16 protein-coding genes are annotated in these 16,415 nt (G+C 63.0%); 10 read left to right on the forward strand and 6 right to left on the reverse strand.

Annotated features, from left to right (window positions below):
- Positions 1 to 29: 29 nt before the first annotated feature.
- The 9 genes from NKH93_RS08550 to NKH93_RS08590 all read left to right on the forward strand — a co-directional run bounded on the left by NKH93_RS08550 (position 30) and on the right by NKH93_RS08590 (position 9,284).
- Entirely contained in the window at positions 30 to 2,324 is a 2,295-nt protein-coding gene (locus tag NKH93_RS08550; RefSeq protein WP_352836856.1) for a bifunctional salicylyl-CoA 5-hydroxylase/oxidoreductase, read from the forward strand.
- Positions 2,321 to 3,094 carry an SDR family NAD(P)-dependent oxidoreductase gene (locus tag NKH93_RS08555; RefSeq protein WP_352743132.1) on the forward strand — a complete coding sequence of 258 codons (774 nt, stop codon included), beginning with the start codon at positions 2,321 to 2,323 and terminating at the stop codon, positions 3,092 to 3,094. The genes NKH93_RS08550 and NKH93_RS08555 overlap by 4 nt, the downstream gene beginning before the upstream one ends.
- Positions 3,088 to 3,558: a MarR family winged helix-turn-helix transcriptional regulator gene (locus tag NKH93_RS08560; RefSeq protein WP_023676834.1), complete on the forward strand. Its 471-nt coding sequence runs from the start codon at positions 3,088 to 3,090 to the stop codon at positions 3,556 to 3,558. Before NKH93_RS08555 ends, NKH93_RS08560 begins: the two co-directional genes overlap by 7 nt.
- Positions 3,555 to 4,367 (forward strand): enoyl-CoA hydratase family protein, encoded by an 813-nt coding sequence (locus NKH93_RS08565; RefSeq protein WP_352969864.1) that lies wholly within the window; start codon positions 3,555 to 3,557, stop codon positions 4,365 to 4,367. Before NKH93_RS08560 ends, NKH93_RS08565 begins: the two co-directional genes overlap by 4 nt.
- 224 nt (positions 4,368 to 4,591) lie before the next feature.
- Positions 4,592 to 5,740, forward strand: a complete 1,149-nt coding sequence (locus NKH93_RS08570) for an acyl-CoA dehydrogenase family protein (protein ID WP_352969866.1) — start codon at positions 4,592 to 4,594, stop codon at positions 5,738 to 5,740.
- 72 nt (positions 5,741 to 5,812) lie between these two features.
- Entirely contained in the window at positions 5,813 to 6,208 is a 396-nt protein-coding gene (locus NKH93_RS08575) for a RidA family protein (RefSeq protein WP_352680535.1), read from the forward strand.
- A 178-nt stretch (positions 6,209 to 6,386) separates the two neighbouring features.
- Entirely contained in the window at positions 6,387 to 7,178 is a 792-nt protein-coding gene (locus NKH93_RS08580) for an ABC transporter substrate-binding protein (protein WP_352613846.1), read from the forward strand.
- A 109-nt stretch (positions 7,179 to 7,287) separates the two neighbouring features.
- A complete protein-coding gene (locus tag NKH93_RS08585) occupies positions 7,288 to 7,962 on the forward strand; it encodes an amino acid ABC transporter permease (protein WP_352767140.1) in 675 nt (224 codons plus the stop codon).
- Between the two features lie 29 nt (positions 7,963 to 7,991).
- A complete protein-coding gene (locus NKH93_RS08590) occupies positions 7,992 to 9,284 on the forward strand; it encodes a cysteine desulfurase-like protein (RefSeq protein ID WP_352767142.1) in 1,293 nt (430 codons plus the stop codon).
- Here the strand turns inward: NKH93_RS08590 and NKH93_RS08595 are convergent.
- Positions 9,215 to 10,087 carry an NAD(P)H-dependent oxidoreductase gene (locus NKH93_RS08595; RefSeq protein ID WP_352540503.1) on the reverse strand — a complete coding sequence of 291 codons (873 nt, stop codon included), beginning with the start codon at positions 10,085 to 10,087 and terminating at the stop codon, positions 9,215 to 9,217. The two genes, NKH93_RS08590 and NKH93_RS08595, sit on opposite strands and share 70 nt — an antisense overlap.
- 93 nt (positions 10,088 to 10,180) lie before the next feature.
- On the opposite strand from NKH93_RS08595, the gene NKH93_RS08600 reads away from it, so the two are divergent.
- The gene (locus tag NKH93_RS08600) at positions 10,181 to 11,101 is read left to right on the forward strand and encodes a LysR family transcriptional regulator (RefSeq protein ID WP_352969870.1); all 921 of its coding nucleotides are present in this window, start codon (positions 10,181 to 10,183) and stop codon (positions 11,099 to 11,101) included.
- Between the two features lie 22 nt (positions 11,102 to 11,123).
- Here NKH93_RS08600 and NKH93_RS08605 read toward each other — a convergent pair whose 3' ends face one another.
- From NKH93_RS08605 to NKH93_RS08625, 5 genes are read right to left on the reverse strand one after another with little or no spacing between them, the layout of a single operon-like run.
- Positions 11,124 to 11,954, reverse strand: a complete 831-nt coding sequence (locus tag NKH93_RS08605; RefSeq protein WP_352448539.1) for a dipeptide ABC transporter ATP-binding protein — start codon at positions 11,952 to 11,954, stop codon at positions 11,124 to 11,126.
- Positions 11,951 to 12,826 carry an ABC transporter ATP-binding protein gene (locus NKH93_RS08610; RefSeq protein WP_023676824.1) on the reverse strand — a complete coding sequence of 292 codons (876 nt, stop codon included), beginning with the start codon at positions 12,824 to 12,826 and terminating at the stop codon, positions 11,951 to 11,953. Before NKH93_RS08610 ends, NKH93_RS08605 begins: the two co-directional genes overlap by 4 nt.
- 4 nt (positions 12,827 to 12,830) lie before the next feature.
- Positions 12,831 to 13,748 carry an ABC transporter permease subunit gene (locus tag NKH93_RS08615; protein WP_352813752.1) on the reverse strand — a complete coding sequence of 306 codons (918 nt, stop codon included), beginning with the start codon at positions 13,746 to 13,748 and terminating at the stop codon, positions 12,831 to 12,833.
- A gap of 1 nt (position 13,749) precedes the next feature.
- Positions 13,750 to 14,757, reverse strand: coding sequence for an ABC transporter permease subunit (locus tag NKH93_RS08620; RefSeq protein ID WP_023676822.1), 1,008 nt, complete (start codon positions 14,755 to 14,757; stop codon positions 13,750 to 13,752).
- A gap of 58 nt (positions 14,758 to 14,815) precedes the next feature.
- Entirely contained in the window at positions 14,816 to 16,408 is a 1,593-nt protein-coding gene (locus tag NKH93_RS08625) for an ABC transporter substrate-binding protein (protein ID WP_352448537.1), read from the reverse strand.
- Between the last annotated feature and the right edge of the window lie 7 nt (positions 16,409 to 16,415).

A 16,415-nucleotide genomic window follows, 5' to 3' on the forward strand; every position in this document is an offset into this window, starting at 1 on the left:
ACAAACAGAAGCGAAGAGGAGATCGCACGATGAAAGTTGCGGTTCTCGGCGGCGGACCAGCCGGGCTCTACTTTGCAATCTCGCTGAAGCTCAGGGATGCCGCGCATGAGGTCACGGTGTTCGAGCGCAACCGTGCCGATGATACGTTTGGCTGGGGCGTCGTGCTGTCGGCCGAAACGCTGGAGAACCTGACCAAAAACGACCCGGTCAGCGCCGTCTGGATCCGCAAGCATTTCGCCTATTGGGACGATATCGCCGTCATCCATGACGGCGTGCGCACGGTCTCGACCGGTCACGGCTTTTGCGGCATTGGCCGCAAGCGGCTGCTCACGTTGCTGCAGCGGCGGGCGCGCGAACTCGGCGTCAAGCTGGTCTTCGAAACCGACATCGCCGATCCCAAGCCATATATGGAGACGCACGACCTGGTTGTCGCCGCCGACGGGTTGAACTCGAAAGCGCGGAGCGCCTTCGTCGACGTGTTCAAGCCCGATATCGACATTCGTAGATGCAAGTTCGTCTGGCTCGGCACCCACCAGAAATTCGACGACGCCTTCACCTTCATCTTCGAAAAGACCGAGCATGGCTGGGTGTGGGCGCATGCCTACCAGTTCGACAGCGATACCGCGACCTTCATCGTCGAATGCAGCGAGCAGACCTGGCAGCGCTTCGGCTTCGGCGCGATGTCGCAGCAGGAATCGATTGCCGTCTGCGAGCGCATCTTTGCCCGCCATCTCGGCGGCCACGCGCTGATGACCAACGCCAATCATATCCGCGGCTCGGCGTGGATCAATTTCCCGCGCGTCTTGTGCGAACGCTGGTCCTACAAGAACCTGGCGCTGATGGGCGACGCGGCGGCGAGCGCGCATTTCTCGATCGGTTCCGGCACCAAGCTGGCGCTGGAAAGCGCGGTGGCGCTGGCCGACTATGTCGAGTCCGAGCCAGACCTCGAGGCCGCCTTTAGCAAATACGAGGACGCCCGCCGCACCGAAGTGCTGAAGCTGCAGTCGGCGGCGCGCAATTCGCTCGAATGGTTCGAGGAGGTCGAGCGCTATCTCGGCCTCGATCCGGTGCAGTTCAACTATTCGCTGCTGACGCGTTCGCAACGCATCAGTCACGAGAATTTGCGGCTGCGCGATGCCGAATGGCTGGCCGGCGCCGAGGAGTGGTTCCAGCGCCAGGCCGGCGCCGGGGGCAACAATCTGCGTCGCGCGCCGATGTTCGCGCCGTTCCGGCTGCGCGGCATGGCGCTGCAGAACCGCGTCGTCGTCTCGCCGATGGCGCAGTACAAGGCGGTCGACGGCTGTCCGACCGATTGGCATTTCGCCCATTACGCCGAACGGGCCAAGGGCGGCGCCGGTCTCCTCTACATCGAGATGACGTGCGTCAGCGCGGAGGGCCGCATCACGCCTGGCTGCCCTGGTTTCTATGCGCCCGAGCATGAGGTCGCCTGGAAGCGGCTGGTCGAGTTCGTCCATGCCGAAACCGAGGCCAAGATCTGCGCCCAGATCGGCCATTCCGGTGCCAAGGGGTCGACCAGGCTCGGCTGGCAGGGAACCGACGTGCCGCTGCCCTCAGGCAATTGGCCCGTCATGGCAGCGTCTTCCGTGCCGTGGTCGCGGGAAAACCAGGTGCCGAAGGCGATGGACCGCGCCGACATGGATATGGTGCGCGACCAGTTTGTCGCTTCGGCCGAGATGGCGGCGCGCTGCGGCTTCGACATGCTCGAAATCCACGCCGCGCACGGCTATCTCCTGTCCTCCTTCATCACGCCCTTGACCAACCGGCGCACCGACTCCTATGGCGGCTCGCTGGAAAACCGCATGCGCTACCCCTTGGAAATCTTTCATGCGGTGCGCGCCGCGTGGCCGGCCGAGAAGCCGATCTCGATGCGCATCTCCGCCAATGACTGGCTGGGCATCGAAGGCGTGACGCCGGCCGATGCCGTAGAGATCGCGCGGCTGCTGCATGAGGCCGGCGTAGACATCTGCGACGTATCGGCCGGCCAGACTTCGGCCGTGGCAACACCGGTCTATGGCCGCATGTTCCAGACGCCGTTTTCCGATCGCATCCGCAACGAGGTCGGCATGGCGACGATGGCGGTCGGCAATATCTATGAGCCGGACCACGTCAACTCGATCCTGATGGCGGGCCGCGCCGATCTCGTCGCACTGGCTAGGCCGCATCTTGCCGATCCGTATTGGACGCTGCACGCGGCCGTAACGCTTGGCGATCGCGGCGTCAAATGGCCGGATCCCTATCTGCCCGGCCGCGACCAGCTCTACCGGCTGGCCGAACGCGAAGCGGCAGCGGGGTTGAAAGTATGAGTGCCGCGGCGACGATTTCGGGGCGTCATGCGCTGGTCACCGGCGGCGGCTCCGGCGTCGGCCGCGCGATCGCGCTGGCGCTGGCCGGCGGGGGCATTGACGTGACCATCTGCGGCCGGCGCGTGGAGCCGCTTGCCGAGGTCGCCGCGGAGAACAAGTCCATCTTCGCCATTGCCGCCGACGTCACCGACGAGACGTCGATGGCGTCGCTCTACGAGGCAGCGGAAGCGGCACGCGGAGCGTTCGACATCGTCGTTGCCAATGCCGGCATGTCCGGCAGTGCCCCGGCGCAGCGGACCTCGCTGGCAGACTGGCAGCGCACGCTCGACGTCAACTTGACCGGTGCGTTCCTGACGGTGAAGCCGGCGTTGGCCGGCATGGCAGTGCGCAAGACTGGCCGTATCATCTTCGTCGCTTCCACCGCCGGACTGAAAGGTTATCCCTATGTCGCAGCTTACGTTGCCGCCAAGCATGGCGTCGTCGGCCTGATGCGGGCACTCGCCGTCGAGACCGCCAAGTCCGGCATAACAGTGAATGCCGTGTGCCCAGGGTTTGTCGAAACCGAGATGCTGGAGAGCACCGTCCAACGCATCGTCCAAACGACCGGCCGTTCGTCCGAGCAGGCACGGACGAGCCTAGCCGCGACCAACCCGCAAGGCCGCTTCATCCAGCCGGAAGAAATTGCGGCCGCGGTACTTTATCTGTGTGGCGACGCCGCCCGGTCGATTACCGGGCAGACGATTTCGATCTCCGGAGGTGAGACATGGTAGCCGGTCCCCTGCCCGCCCCGTCCGGACCCGGCAAGGACCGCCTGCGGCTGTGGATACGCCTGCTGCGCGCCTCGCGCACCATCGAGGCCGAGCTGCGCGAACGACTGCGGCAAGAGTTCAACACGACGCTGCCACGCTTCGACGTGATGGCCGCGCTCTACCGCGCGCCGGAGGGCATGCTGATGAGCGATCTTTCGCGCTTCCTGCTGGTGTCCAACGGCAATGTTACCGGCATCATCGACCGGCTGGTCTCGGAAGGGTTGGTGATGCGGGCCCGACGCAATGGCGACCGCCGCACCTCGATGGTGCGGCTGACGGAAGAGGGATCGAAGATTTTCGCCGTGATCGCCGCCGCGCATGAAAAATGGGTCGGCGAGTTGCTGGGCAATGTGAGCGAGGATGAGGCGCGCCGGCTGACCGGCATGCTGACCTCCTTCCGCAGCAATTGGGAGGGACGGGAATGACGAAGCTGGCCGGCCGCAAGCCGAAGCATTTCCTCTGGCAGGTCGAAGGCAAGATCGCAAAGATCCGGCTCGATCGACCGGAGCGCAAGAACCCGCTGACCTTCGACAGCTATGCCGAATTGCGCGACATATTTCGCGACCTTGTCTACGCCGATGATGTCGATGCTGTGGTGTTCCTGCCCAATGGCGGCAATTTCTGCTCGGGCGGCGATGTCCACGAAATCATCGGCCCACTGGTCAAGATGGACATGAAGGCGCTGCTCGCCTTCACCCGCATGACGGGCGATTTCGTCAAGGCGATGCTGAATTGCGGCAAGCCGATTATTGCGGCGGTCGATGGCGTGGCGGTCGGCGCCGGCGCCATTATCGCCATGGCCTCCGATATCCGCATCGCAACGCCCCAGGCCAAGACAGCATTCCTGTTCACCCGCGTCGGCCTTGCCGGCTGCGACATGGGGGCCTGCGCGATCCTGCCGCGCATCATTGGCCAGGGCCGCGCCGCCGAGCTGCTCTATACCGGCCGCACGATGAGTGCCGAGGAAGGCGAGCGCTGGGGCTTCTACAACCGGCTGGTCGATACCGCAACGCTTGAGGCCGACGCGCTCGACATGGCCGCGCGCATCCTTTCCGGCCCGACCTTCGCCCATGGCATGACCAAGACGCAGCTGAACCAGGAATGGTCGATGGGTCTCGACCAGGCGATCGAAGCGGAAGCGCAGGCGCAGGCGATCTGCATGCAGACCCGCGATTTCGAGCGGGCGTACGAGGCTTTCGTGGCTAAGGAGAAGCCGGTGTTCGAGGGAAATTAGGATGACCCATTCAATAGAGATGTTGGCGGGACAGCGCCCCCCTCTGGCCTGCCGGCCATCTCCCCCTCAAGGGGGGAGATTGGATATCAGGCCCGCTTTCGCCAATCTCCAACATCGCAGGGAGAGCCGTGGCAGCGAAGCCGCCAATCTCCCCCCTAGAGATGTCCAGCAGGACAGAGGGGGGCGCCGTGGAGCGCCAGGGCCGGAGAATTGTGGAGGCAGCAATGCCTGACCGTTCCTTCCTCTCCTGGCCGTTCTTCGAGGATCGCCACCGCGATCTGGCGGAGCGGCTGGAGGCATGGTGCGCCAAGAACCTGCCGGTCGCGCATCACGATGTCGACGCGGCCTGCCGCGAGCTGGTGGCCAAGCTCGGCCAGGACGGCTGGCTGAAGCCGACGGCGCTCGACACCGAAAACCCCTCGCCGCTCGACGTGCGCACGCTCTGCCTCACGCGCGAGACGCTGGCCCGGCATGATGGGCTGGCCGATTTCGCCTTCGCGATGCAAGGGCTCGGCACTGGCGCGCTCAGCCTGTTCGGCTCGCCCGACCAGCAGCACTGGCTGGCGAAGACACGGGCCGGCAAGGCGATTTCGGCTTTCGCGCTGTCGGAGCCACGCTCGGGCTCGGACGTTGCCAATATGGAAATGACCGCCGCGCGTGACGGCGACAGCTATCTCCTATCCGGCGAAAAGACCTGGATCTCCAACGGCGGTATCGCTGACTTTTATGTTGTCTTTGCCCGTACCGGCGAGGCGCCCGGCGCCAAGGGGCTTTCCGCCTTTATCGTGCCTTCCGAAACCGAAAGGCTGATCGTTGCCGAGCGGCTGGAGGTGATTGCGCCGCACCCGCTCGCCCGGCTGTCCTTCGACAATGCACGCATTCCAGCCTCGGCGCTGATCGGCAAACCCGGTGACGGTTTTCGCATCGCCATGTCCGTGCTCGACGTGTTCCGTTCGACCGTCGGCGCAGCGGCGCTCGGCTTTGCCCGGCGCGCGCTGGACGAAAGCATCACAAGAGTGGCCGAGCGCAGGCTGTTCGATGCGCCGATGGCCGAGCTGCAGATGGTGCAGGGCCACATCGCCGAGATGGCGTTGGATGTCGATGCCGCCGCGTTGCTGGTCTATCGTGCCGCCTGGACCAAGGACATGGGCGCGGCTCGGGTTACCCGCGAAGCCGCCATGGCCAAGCTGTTCGCTACCGACAAAGCGCAGGAGGTGATCGACAAGGCTGTGCAGCTGCATGGCGGCGACGGCGTCCGCAAGGGCCATATCGTCGAAAGGCTGTATCGCGAGATCCGGGCGCTGCGCATCTACGAGGGAGCGTCCGACGTGCAGAAGGTGGTGATTGCACGGCAAGTGATGGGAGCGGCCTGAGACAGGAGTTTGCGTGAAAATTATTGTCTTCGAGTTTTGAGCGACCGGATTTGAGCATTGGGAGGTTTTGACATGCACACCATCCTGCAGCCGGAAGGCTGGGCGAAACCCGTCGGCTATGCCAATGGCGTCGCCGCGCGTGGGCAGCTTGTCTTCGTCGGCGGGCAGGTCGGCTGGAACGGACAGGGCCGCTTCGAGACCGATGATCTTGTCGGCCAGGTGCGGCAGACGCTGGCCAATATTGTTGCTGTGCTCGCCGAGGCCGACGCCAAGCCGGAACATATCACCTCGATGACCTGGTACTTTACCGACAAGGCGGAATATTTGGCCAATCTCAAGGGGATCGGAGAGGCCTATCGCGAGGTGATCGGCCGGCATTTTCCGGCGATGGCCGCCATGCAGGTGATGGCGCTGGTCGAGGATCGCGCCAAGGTTGAGATCCAGGCCACAGCGGTTATTCCGGAGTGACGGCAACACGCGGCAATTTTTTAAGCTTAAAACTTTCGCCTTGAAAAGCGCGGTACTTTGGATAGCATTCGATGTCTTGCGACTGCCGTGCCGGGAGGGCTTTCCGGCAGTCCCGTCACTTGACGCATCAAAACCGTGCGGGGCCAAACCCGTCCGATCACAACCAGAGGGAACGAAAATGAACTTCACCCGTCGCAACCTGCTGCTTCTTGCTGCTGCCATCGGCATCGCCGGCGGCCCGGCCTACGCCGAAGGCACGCTGAATGTCGGCGCCTATCCGACCAATCCGCCTTTTGAATACAAGAACGAGAGCGGCACGTTCGAGGGTTTCGAAGTCGACATCATCAATGAGGCGGCAAAGCGTATCGGCATGACCACTGATATCGCCGATCTCGGTTTCCAGGCGCTGTTCGCCGCCACCACCTCGAAGCGCATCGACGTCGCCATCTCGTCGATCACCATCACGCCGGAGCGGCTGAAGTCTCAGTCGTTCACGCAGCCCTACTATGATTCCGACATGGGCATCGCCGCGAAGGCCGACAGCCCGATCAAGGCCGAGGCCGACCTCAAGGGCAAGATCGTCGGCGTGCTGTCCGGCTCGACCGGCGAAGCCTGGGTCAAGGCCCACCAGGAAGCGGACGGGTTCAGTGACGTCAAGGGCTACGACACGCAGCAGAACTTGCTGCTCGATCTCAGCTCCGGCCGCGTCGATGCGGCGGTCAGCGATATTCCGGGCCTGGAATATTCTTTCACCAGGATGAAGGATCTCGCCGTAAAAGAGCGCATCAAGACCGGCGAGCAGTACGGTCTGATGATGACCAAGGACCACCCGCTGCTCGGCAAGCTGAACGACGCGCTGACCGCGATGAAGAAGGACGGCACGCTGGCCGCGATCCACAAGAAGTGGTTCGGCAGCGACGCACCTGCCGATTCCTCGACCGTCAAGGAAACTCCTATGCCGAAGGCCTGAGCGGCAGTTCACGCTTAAATGTCGTGCCGGCTTTCGATGCCGGCACGATTTCGGATTTCGGGCTCGGGCTCGAGCGTCGCGGGACGCCAAACGTTTCGGAAATGCTGCGATGTCGCTGCTGGACACCTTCTTCAACGCCGACGTCATGGTCTCCAGCCTGCCGGCGCTGTTGCGCGGCTTCCTGAACACCCTGCTGCTCGGAATCATGAGCATCGGCATCGGTATTCCCGTCGGCCTCGCGATCAGCCTGGTGCGGCTCTATGCGCCAAAGCCGCTTCGGCTGCTGGCTGTCGGCTACATTGACATTTTCCGGGCGATGCCGGTGCTGGTCGTGCTGATCCTGATCTACTATGCGCTGCCGTTCCTCGGCATTCGCCTGTCATCGTGGACGTCCGCGGTGATGGCCTTCGCCATCATCATGGCGGCCTATTCGGCCGAGGTGTTCCGCTCCGGTATAGAGAGCATTCCGCGCGGCCAGTTCGAGGCGGCGCAGGCGCTCGGCCTGCCGTTCTTGCTGACCTTGCGCAAGGTAGTGCTGCCGCAGGCGATCCGCATCGTCATTCCGCCAATGACCAGCAATTGCGTTTCGATGTTCAAGGATACTTCGCTCGCTTCCACCGTGGCGCTGCCCGAACTGCTGAAAGAAGCGACCAACGCGCAATCGCTCTATGCCAATCCTTCACCGCTGATCGGCGCGGCGCTGGTCTACCTCATCTTTCTCTGGCCGATGGTCCGTTTCGTCAGCCTCCTTGAACGCCGCTTTCAAACCGAAAAGACCCGCTAATCTGTCAGCGCACTTCGCAGGAGACGACCTTGAACCAGCATCAGATTTCGAAAACCGGCGATGCCGCAGCTTTCCCAGTCGAGACGATCCGCGCCATGTTTCCCGCCTTGCAGCAAGCCGGGGACTTCGTCTTCATGGACAATGCAGCCGGCGCGCAGATCCCGCAAAGCGTGCTCGATGCGGTCACCAACCATTTGGTCGCGCATAATGTGCAGCGCGGCGGCCGCTATGGCCGCAGCGTCACCGTCGACCAAGCCGTCGCCGGCGCTCGCGAAAGCGTGGCCTTGCTGATCAACGCCACCAACCCGGCGGAGATCTGTTTCGGCATGAACGCCACTTCGTTCATCCGCCTGGTCAGCCTCGGCATCGGCCAGATGCTTTCCGAGCGCCCAAACGGGGAGCGTGACGAGATCGTCATCACCGACATGGATCACGACGCCAATATCGCGACGTGGCTGGCGCTGGCGCCCGCCGGGGCCAAGTTCAAATGGTGGCGGATGCGCGACGACGGCAATCTGCATGTCGACGATTTGCGCCCGCTGGTCTCAGAGCGCACCCGGCTCGTCGCCTGCACGGTCACGGCCCATTCGATCGGCTCGATTGTCGACGTTGCCTCCGTGGCTGCGATTGCGCATGCGGCAGGCGCCGAAGTGTTCCTCGACTGCGTGCATTACGGGCCGCACGGGCTGATCGATGTGCAGGCCTGGGATTGCGACTATCTCGTCTGCTCCGGCTACAAGAATTTCTCGCCGCATATGGGCTTCCTGTGGGGCCGCTTCGAAACACTGAAGCGCCTGCCGACCTTCCGCGAGGATTTCATCCCCGACGAGCCGCCCCACAAAATCGAAGCCGGCACGTTCATCTACGAGAACGTCTCCGGCATGGATGCCGCGGTGCGCTACCTCGAATCGGTCGGCCGCAATTTCTTGTCCGAGAATAACCGGTCGCGCCGCGACAACATCGTCGCCGGCATGAATGCCATCCGCGACTACGAACAGGTGCTGGCGCGCGAAATGCTGGCGGTGCTCAAAGATTGCGGCGCGACGATCTACGGCGTGGCCGACGAGGCACGCCTCAGTGAGCGCGTGCCGACCTTCTGCTTCAATGTCGGCACGCTATCGCCGCAGAGGATCGTCGAGGAAATGGCCGAGATGCAGATCGGCATTCGCGACGGCCACATGTATGCGCCGCGTCTGATGAAGCGGCTCAACCTCGGCATGGACAGCGGCGCCGTGCGCGCCTCGCTGGTGCATTACAATACGATCGAGGAAGTCCGGCGCTTCGGCGAGGCGCTGCGCACCATCATCGCCCGGCTGTCCTGATCGGAGTGGGCGGCGGCGCCGGCGCGATCCTCGTGAAGCGCAAAGGCGGTCGCACCCGGGTTCTCCAAGCCGGGGCGCAATTGCATGCTTGGGATCAAGTAATCGCCGCCATTCTGCTGCCGATAACGAATGGGCCGGATTGTCTCGAGCGTTCGCATCCTTTCGCGCAGTCGCTCCGCGACAGGCTCGAAATCCGCCTCCCCGAAACGGTCCACCCTGTAAACCACGAACGGCGGAAGCACGTCGTAGCCCGGATAGTATAGAATCCCGTGATTGATCGGGAACAGCAGGTCGTCGATCGGGCCGTTGACGCCGCGGGCGGAGTAATGCTCTTCCCAGCCGCCTGCGGTCACGATCAGCATTGCGCGCTTGCCGGCGAGCGTTCCCTCACCAAAGCGGTCACCCCACCGCTTGTCGCTGTGCTCGCCAACGCCATAGGCGAAGCCGTAGGCGTACACGCGATCGACCCAGCCCTTGAGGATCGCCGGCATGGCGTACCACCACAGCGGGAACTGGAGGATCAGGGTGTCGGCCCATAGCAGCTTGTCGATCTCGGCTTTGACGTCATCGGTCAGAGTGTTGGTCGCAAAAGCCTTTTTGGAGGCGCCGGCCGGCAGGAAGCGTGCTTCGGGCGGCCACGACGGAAAGTCGGCACGGTCCACCTCGGCTTTCCAGCCGTCGGCATAGAGGTCCGACACCCGCACCTCGTGGCCTTGGGCCTCGAGTTCCCTGATGGCGACGTCGCGCAGCGCGCCGTTGAGCGAACGCGGTTCAGGATGAGCAAAAACAAGCAGGACTTTCATGGGTCTACTCCGAAGAAGGACGATAGACACCAAAGGTAGCCAGCCGCGGAATGATCCACTATATGTAGGAAATGTATAAGATAATGCCGAATAATGGATAGATCGGACGTCACTCTCGAGCGCATGCGCACCTTCGTTCGCGTCGCCGAGCGCGGCAGCCTCTCGGCGGTGGCGCGCGAGCTCGGAATTGGGCAGTCGACGGTCACACGGCATTTGCGAGAACTCGAGGAGGCCGTCGGAGTGCCCTTGCTCAGCAGGACCACCCGGCGTGTGACGATGACTGATGAAGGCAGCCGTTACTATGCCGACAGCGTCCAGGTCCTGCGCCTCGTTGAGCAGGCCGGCGATGAGGCGCGGGGCACGCGCGGCGCGTCGGCCGGCACGATCCGGATATCCTGCACAGCGGCGCTCGGGGTCTTGCACGTCAGCCGGCTGATCTTCGCCTTTCAGGACCGCTATCCCGATATCGGCATCGATCTTAGCCTCACCGACGAGCGCATCGATCTTGTGCGGGAGGGCGTCGACATTGCGCTTCGCCTGGGTCCGCTCACCGACAGCTCAATGAAACTGCGGGCGCTCGGGCAATCCCGGCGTCTGCTGGTGGCGGCGCCGGCCTATCTGGCGGCGCGGGGCAGACCGGCTGTCCCGCAGGATCTGCCTGGCCATGAAGGCATCCGGATGTCGAACATCGCGGGAAGCGACACACTCGCCCTGCAGGGGCCGGGCGGCAAACGCTTTGCGGTGCCCTTTGGCGGTCGATTTCGGGTCGACCATGGGCTTGCCGCGCGCGAAGCCCTTGTCGCCGGACGCGGTATCGCACCCGCCCACCATTGGCTTGTCGACGATCTCCTGGCGGCCGGCCGGCTGGAAGTGGTCCTGCCGGGCTATTTTCCGCCTCCCGTCCCGCTGAGCATGCTGATCGTTCCGGAGCGTGCGGGCATTGCCCGGGTGCGACTGCTGGTCGACTTTCTCGCCGAGCAGATCTCCGGCATTCCGGGGATCGAGAAGCGGTAGCCGGCCGGCAAACCTCGCCGGATCAGGCGGCCTTCTTCTTCGCCAAACGTGCCTTGATGCTGGCAACGTCGGCACGTGGCGTCGCAGCGAACAGCGTCCTGGTGTAGCTGTGTTTGGGGTCGGCGAAGACCTCGTCGCGCGAGCCGTATTCGACCGCTTCGCCGAAATACATTACCATCACGTCGTCGGCGATGTAGCGCACCACCGACAGGTCGTGGCTGATGAAAACATAGGTTAGCTGAAACTCGTCCTGCAGGTCGGCGAGCAGGTTCAGCACCTGCGCCTGCACCGAAAGATCAAGTGCCGAGACCGGCTCATCCAGCACCAGAAGGCTGGGGTTGAGCATCAGCGCGCGGGCGATGGCGATCCGCTGGCGCTGGCCGCCCGAAAACATATGCGGGTAGCGATTAAAGTGCTCGGGGCCGAGACCGACCTTCTTTAGCATCTTCATGGCAAGATCGCGCCGCTCGTCGGCCGTGCTGTCGGTGTTGATGAGCAGCGGCTCGGCAAGCACGTCGCCGATCTTCTGGCGTGGATTGAGCGAACCATAAGGGTTTTGGAAGACGATCTGGACCTTGCGGCGCATTTCCTTCGACAGGCCGTTCCTGCCGATGTCTACCTTCTTGCCGTCGATGAAAAGCTCGCCGGAGGTCGCCGGGTCGATCAGGGTGATGATGCGGGCGAGTGTTGACTTGCCGCAGCCGCTCTCGCCGACGATGGCCAGCGTCTTGCCCTTGTCGACGCTGAACGAAACACCCTTGACCGCATGAACCGTACGGGAGGGGCGGAAAAGCCCGCCACCGACATGATAGTCGCGCACGATGTTCTTGCCTTCGACTACCGTCACGCTCATGAGGCGGTTCCTCCTGCGGACCGGGCTGCGACTACAGATGGGGCCGGCTCAAACAGCATGTCGGAAACAGTAGGCAACCGGTCGCCGACGGCGTTTTCGGGCAGCGCCGACAGGAGCGCGCGCGTGTAGTTGCTCTTGGGGGACTCGAACAGCGACAGCACGTCGGCCTCTTCCATCTTGCGGCCCTTGTACTGGACGATGACACGGTCGGCGGTCTCGGCAACCACCCCCATATTGTGGGTGATCATGATCAGGCCCATGCCATATTTGGCCTGCAGGCCGACCAGCAGATCGAGGATCTGCTTCTGGATGGTGACATCGAGCGCCGTGGTTGGCTCGTCGGCGATCAAAAGCTTGGGATTGCAGGCGATGGCGATGGCGATCATGACGCGCTGACACTGACCACCCGACATCTGGTGCGGGAAGGAGCCCAGCCGTTCCTCGGGGTCGGCGATGCCGACCAACTTCATCAATTCGATGGCACGCGCCCGGCGCTGGGCGCGGTCCATGCCCATATGGAAGCGCAGCACCTCCTCGATCTGGAAGCCGACGGTGAAGCACGGGTTGAGGCTGGCGACCGGCTCCTGGAAGATCATCGAAATGTCCTTGCCGACGATCTTGCGCCGCTCGGATGGGCCGAGCTTGAGCAGGTCGATGCCGTCGAAGGCCATGCGGTCGGCCCTCACCGTCGCGGTGTTGGGCAAAAGCCCCATCACCGCCAGCATCGCCACCGACTTGCCCGAACCGGATTCGCCGACGATCGCCAGCACCTCGCGCGGTTCGACCGACAGGTCGATGCCTTGTACCGCCATGAATGGTCCAGCGGCGGTGTCGAAGGAAACGGTCAGGTTCTTGATCTCGAGAAGAGGCATTGGATTATGACCTCTTCAGCTTGGGATCGAAGGCATCGCGCAAGCCGTCGCCGATCAGATTGATGGCAAGCACAGTGATCAGGATGGCAAGGCCGGGGAAGGTCACCACCCAAGGCGCGCGCAGGATGAACTCGCGCGCCGAGGCGAGCATCGTGCCCCATTCCGGCGTCGGCGGCTGCGCACCGACACCGAGGAAGCCGAGCGCCGCAGCCTCGAGAATAGCGTTGGAGAAGGACAACGTCGCCTGCACGATCAGCGGTGCCAGGCAGTTCGGCAGGATCGTCCTCACCATCAAGCGAAGATGACCGGCACCAGCCACCTTGGCGGAGATGACATATTCGCGGTTCTTTTCGGCCATCACGGCGGCGCGGGTGAGGCGCGCGAAATGCGGCTGCAGCACCAGCGCGATCGCCAGCATGGCATTGAACAGGCCCGGGCCGAGGATCGCCACCAGCACCAGCGCCAGAAGCAGCGACGGGAAGGCCAGGATGATATCCATGATGCGCATGATCAGAGTGTCGACCCAGCCACGGAAATAGCCGGCGAGCACGCCAAGCACGATGCCGCTGGTGAGCGAGAAGACAACGACCACCAGACCGATGAACAGCGAGAAACGCGCCCCGAAGATCAACCGTGAAAGCATGTCGCGGCCGACCGCGTCGGTGCCGAGCAGGAACATCGATTTGCCGCCTTCCTGCCAGGCAGGGGGTGCCAGCAGCGCATCGCGAAACTGCTCGTCGGGCGAATGTGGGGCGACGAACGGCGCAAAGATCGCCACCAGCACCAGCGCCGAAAACGCGACAAGGCCGATGACCGCGCCGGTGTTCATCGAGAAGTAGTGCCAGAACTCGGCGAAAGCCCGTTGCCTGCCGCCTGTCGGGATGGAGGCGGCGGTAGCTTCGGCGGCGGATTCGTCGGTCATCTCACTGCACCCGGATGCGCGGATTGATGACGGCGTAGAGCACGTCGACGATCAGGTTCACCGCCATGACGATCAGCGCGATGATCAGCAATCCGCTCTGGACGACGACATAGTCGCGCTTGCCGATGGCATCGATCATCCATTTGCCGATGCCCGGCCAGGAAAAAATGGTCTCGGTCAGAATGGCGCCCGCCATCAAGGTGCCGACCTGCAGTCCAATGGTGGTGACTACCGGGATCAGCGCGTTGCGAAAAGCGTGCAGACCGATGACGCGGCGAGGCGCCAGGCCCTTAGCGCGCGCGGTGCGGACATAGTCCTCGCCCAGCACCTCGAGCATCGCCGAGCGCGTCTGGCGCGCTATGACGGCAAGCGGGATCGTCGCCAGCACGATCGACGGCAGGATCAAATGGCTGACGGCAGATTTGAAAGCGCCGCTCCTGCCGGAGATCAGGCTGTCGATGAGCATGAACCCGGTCGTCGGCCTGAAGAAATACTGCAGGCCGATGCGGCCGGAAACCGGCGTCCAGCCGAGATAGCCGGAGAAGAAGATAATGAGCAGCAACCCCCACCAGAAGATCGGCATCGAATAGCCGGTCAGCGCGACACCCATCGTAGCCTGGTCGAACCACGAGCCGCGCTTGACCGCGGCGAAGATACCGGCAGGAATGCCGAGCAGGACGGCGATGATCAACGCCACTGTCGCCAGTTCCAGCGTGGCTGGAAACAGCGCCTGGAATTCGCCGAGCACTGGCCGCTTGGTGGCAATAGATATGCCGAAATCGCCGGTCAGGACCCTGCCGATATATTCCAGGTATTGGATGACATAGGGCCGGTTGTAGCCAAACTGCTCGATGAGCTGGGCGTAGCGCTCGGGGCTGACGCCGCGCTCGCCCGCCAGGGCCAGGATAGGATCGCCGGGCAGAAGCCGGACGAAAGCAAACGCCGCCAGCGATATGCCGAACACGGTCGGGATGATCAAAGCGAGCTTGTGGAGGAGATAACGGAGCATCTTGCTTCATAGAACGGCGGCGCGGGAAGTCCAGCGCCGCCGCTCAATTTCTCAGGACTTATTCGGTGACGTCGACGCCGTCAAACCGATGAATGCCGAGCGGGTCCATAACGAAGCCCGACACCTTCTTGTTCATCGGCATGAAGACCTTGGAGTGGGCGATGGTCAGCCACGGAGCCTCACGCTTGAACACCACCTGAGCTTCCTCGTAGATCTTGGTGCGCTCGGCGACGTCCGTCGTCGCCTTGCCTTTTTTCAGCAGGGCTTCGAATTCCTGGTTGCACCAGATCGCATAATTGGACTGGCCGATGGCATCGCAACCGAGCAGGAAAAAGAAGTTGTCCGGATCGCCATTGTCACCGGTCCAGCCCAGTTGGAAGGCGCCGTCGCGATCCTTAGCCTTGCCGCGCTGGCGATACTCGGTCCATTCGTAACTGACGATCTCCGCCTTGACGCCGACGGCGGCATAGTCGGCCTGGATCAACTCGGCGACGCGCTGGGCGTTCGGGTTGTAGGGGCGGCTGACCGGCATAGCCCAGATCTTCATCGACAGATCCTTGACGCCTGCATCGGCCAGCATCTTCTTGGCCGCCTCCGGATCATAGGGATCGTCCTTGATGTCCTTGTTATAGGACCACATGGTCGGCGGGATCGGGTTGATGGCCGGCGCGCCGGCGCCCTGATAGACCGCGTCGATGATCGCCTTCTTGTTTACCGCCATGTTGAGGGCCTTGCGGACCTCGACCTTGTCGAAGGGCGGCTGCGTCGTGTTGTAAGCCATGTAGCCGATGTTCAGGCCTTCCTGCTCGTCGACCTTGAGGTTCGCGTCAGCCTGCAGTCCGGCAATGTCGGCCGGCGCCGGGTATGACATGATATCGCACTCGCCTGCCTTCAGCTTCTGCGCGCGTACGGCCGGATCGGGCGTGATGGCGAAGATCAGATCGTCGATCTTCTGTCGCCCGCCATAGTAGCCGTCCCATGCTGCATAGCGCACGACCGCATCGACCTGATAGTCGACGAACTGGAACGGACCAGTGCCGACCGGCTTCTGGGTGAACTGCTGCCTGGTGCCGGCCTTGTCGAGTTGGTCGGCATATTCCTTGGAGACGATCGAGGCGAAATCCATGCCGAGGTCCGGCAGGAACGCGACTTCAGGCTTGTTCAGCACGAATTTCACCGTCAGGTCGTCGACCTTGACGATTTCCTTCAGGAGATCGGGAAAGCCCATGCCGGTGAAATATTCCCAGCCGGTGCCTTCCAGATAGCTGTACCACGGGCTTTCTTTCTTCCACTGGCGTTCGAAGGAAAAGATCACGTCGTCTGCGTTGAGGTCGCGCGTCGGCGTGAAATAATCGGTCGTCTGGAATTTCACACCCGGGCGAAGCTTGAAGGTGTATTCGAGACCGTCGTCGGAAACCGTCCAGCTCTCGGCCAGGCCGGGCGAGATGGTGGTCTTGCCATGCTCGAACTCGACCAGGCGCGAATAGATGGTGCGCGACGAGGCGTCGAAGTCGTTGCCGCCGCTCCATGGCGACGGGTCGAAGCCGGCCGGCGAAGCCTCCGAGCAATAGACCAGTTGTTTTGCATTGGCCATGCCGCCGAGGACGCTTGCAGCCAGCAACGCGGCTGCAAAAGTCAGTTTCTTTTTCATTGAGCAC

Origin of the sequence: Mesorhizobium sp. M0954 (assembly GCF_040319155.1) — a bacterium.
In the GTDB taxonomy this organism is placed as follows: domain Bacteria; phylum Pseudomonadota; class Alphaproteobacteria; order Rhizobiales; family Rhizobiaceae; genus Mesorhizobium.

What these genes read in the sequence shown, in the direction of transcription:
- NKH93_RS08550 (WP_352836856.1), top strand. Translation starts at nt 30, where the DNA reads ATGAAAGTTGCGGTTCTCGGCGGCGGACCAGCCGGGCTCTACTTTGCA.
- NKH93_RS08610 (WP_023676824.1), bottom strand. Translation starts at nt 12,826, where the DNA reads ATGCCTCTTCTCGAGATCAAGAACCTGACCGTTTCCTTCGACACCGCC.
- NKH93_RS08560 (WP_023676834.1), top strand. Translation starts at nt 3,088, where the DNA reads ATGGTAGCCGGTCCCCTGCCCGCCCCGTCCGGACCCGGCAAGGACCGC.
- NKH93_RS08570 (WP_352969866.1), top strand. Translation starts at nt 4,592, where the DNA reads ATGCCTGACCGTTCCTTCCTCTCCTGGCCGTTCTTCGAGGATCGCCAC.
- NKH93_RS08605 (WP_352448539.1), bottom strand. Translation starts at nt 11,954, where the DNA reads ATGAGCGTGACGGTAGTCGAAGGCAAGAACATCGTGCGCGACTATCAT.
- NKH93_RS08585 (WP_352767140.1), top strand. Translation starts at nt 7,288, where the DNA reads ATGTCGCTGCTGGACACCTTCTTCAACGCCGACGTCATGGTCTCCAGC.
- NKH93_RS08600 (WP_352969870.1), top strand. Translation starts at nt 10,181, where the DNA reads ATGGATAGATCGGACGTCACTCTCGAGCGCATGCGCACCTTCGTTCGC.
- NKH93_RS08575 (WP_352680535.1), top strand. Translation starts at nt 5,813, where the DNA reads ATGCACACCATCCTGCAGCCGGAAGGCTGGGCGAAACCCGTCGGCTAT.
- NKH93_RS08595 (WP_352540503.1), bottom strand. Translation starts at nt 10,087, where the DNA reads ATGAAAGTCCTGCTTGTTTTTGCTCATCCTGAACCGCGTTCGCTCAAC.
- NKH93_RS08620 (WP_023676822.1), bottom strand. Translation starts at nt 14,757, where the DNA reads ATGCTCCGTTATCTCCTCCACAAGCTCGCTTTGATCATCCCGACCGTG.
- NKH93_RS08580 (WP_352613846.1), top strand. Translation starts at nt 6,387, where the DNA reads ATGAACTTCACCCGTCGCAACCTGCTGCTTCTTGCTGCTGCCATCGGC.
- NKH93_RS08565 (WP_352969864.1), top strand. Translation starts at nt 3,555, where the DNA reads ATGACGAAGCTGGCCGGCCGCAAGCCGAAGCATTTCCTCTGGCAGGTC.
- NKH93_RS08555 (WP_352743132.1), top strand. Translation starts at nt 2,321, where the DNA reads ATGAGTGCCGCGGCGACGATTTCGGGGCGTCATGCGCTGGTCACCGGC.
- NKH93_RS08625 (WP_352448537.1), bottom strand. Translation starts at nt 16,408, where the DNA reads ATGAAAAAGAAACTGACTTTTGCAGCCGCGTTGCTGGCTGCAAGCGTC.
- NKH93_RS08615 (WP_352813752.1), bottom strand. Translation starts at nt 13,748, where the DNA reads ATGACCGACGAATCCGCCGCCGAAGCTACCGCCGCCTCCATCCCGACA.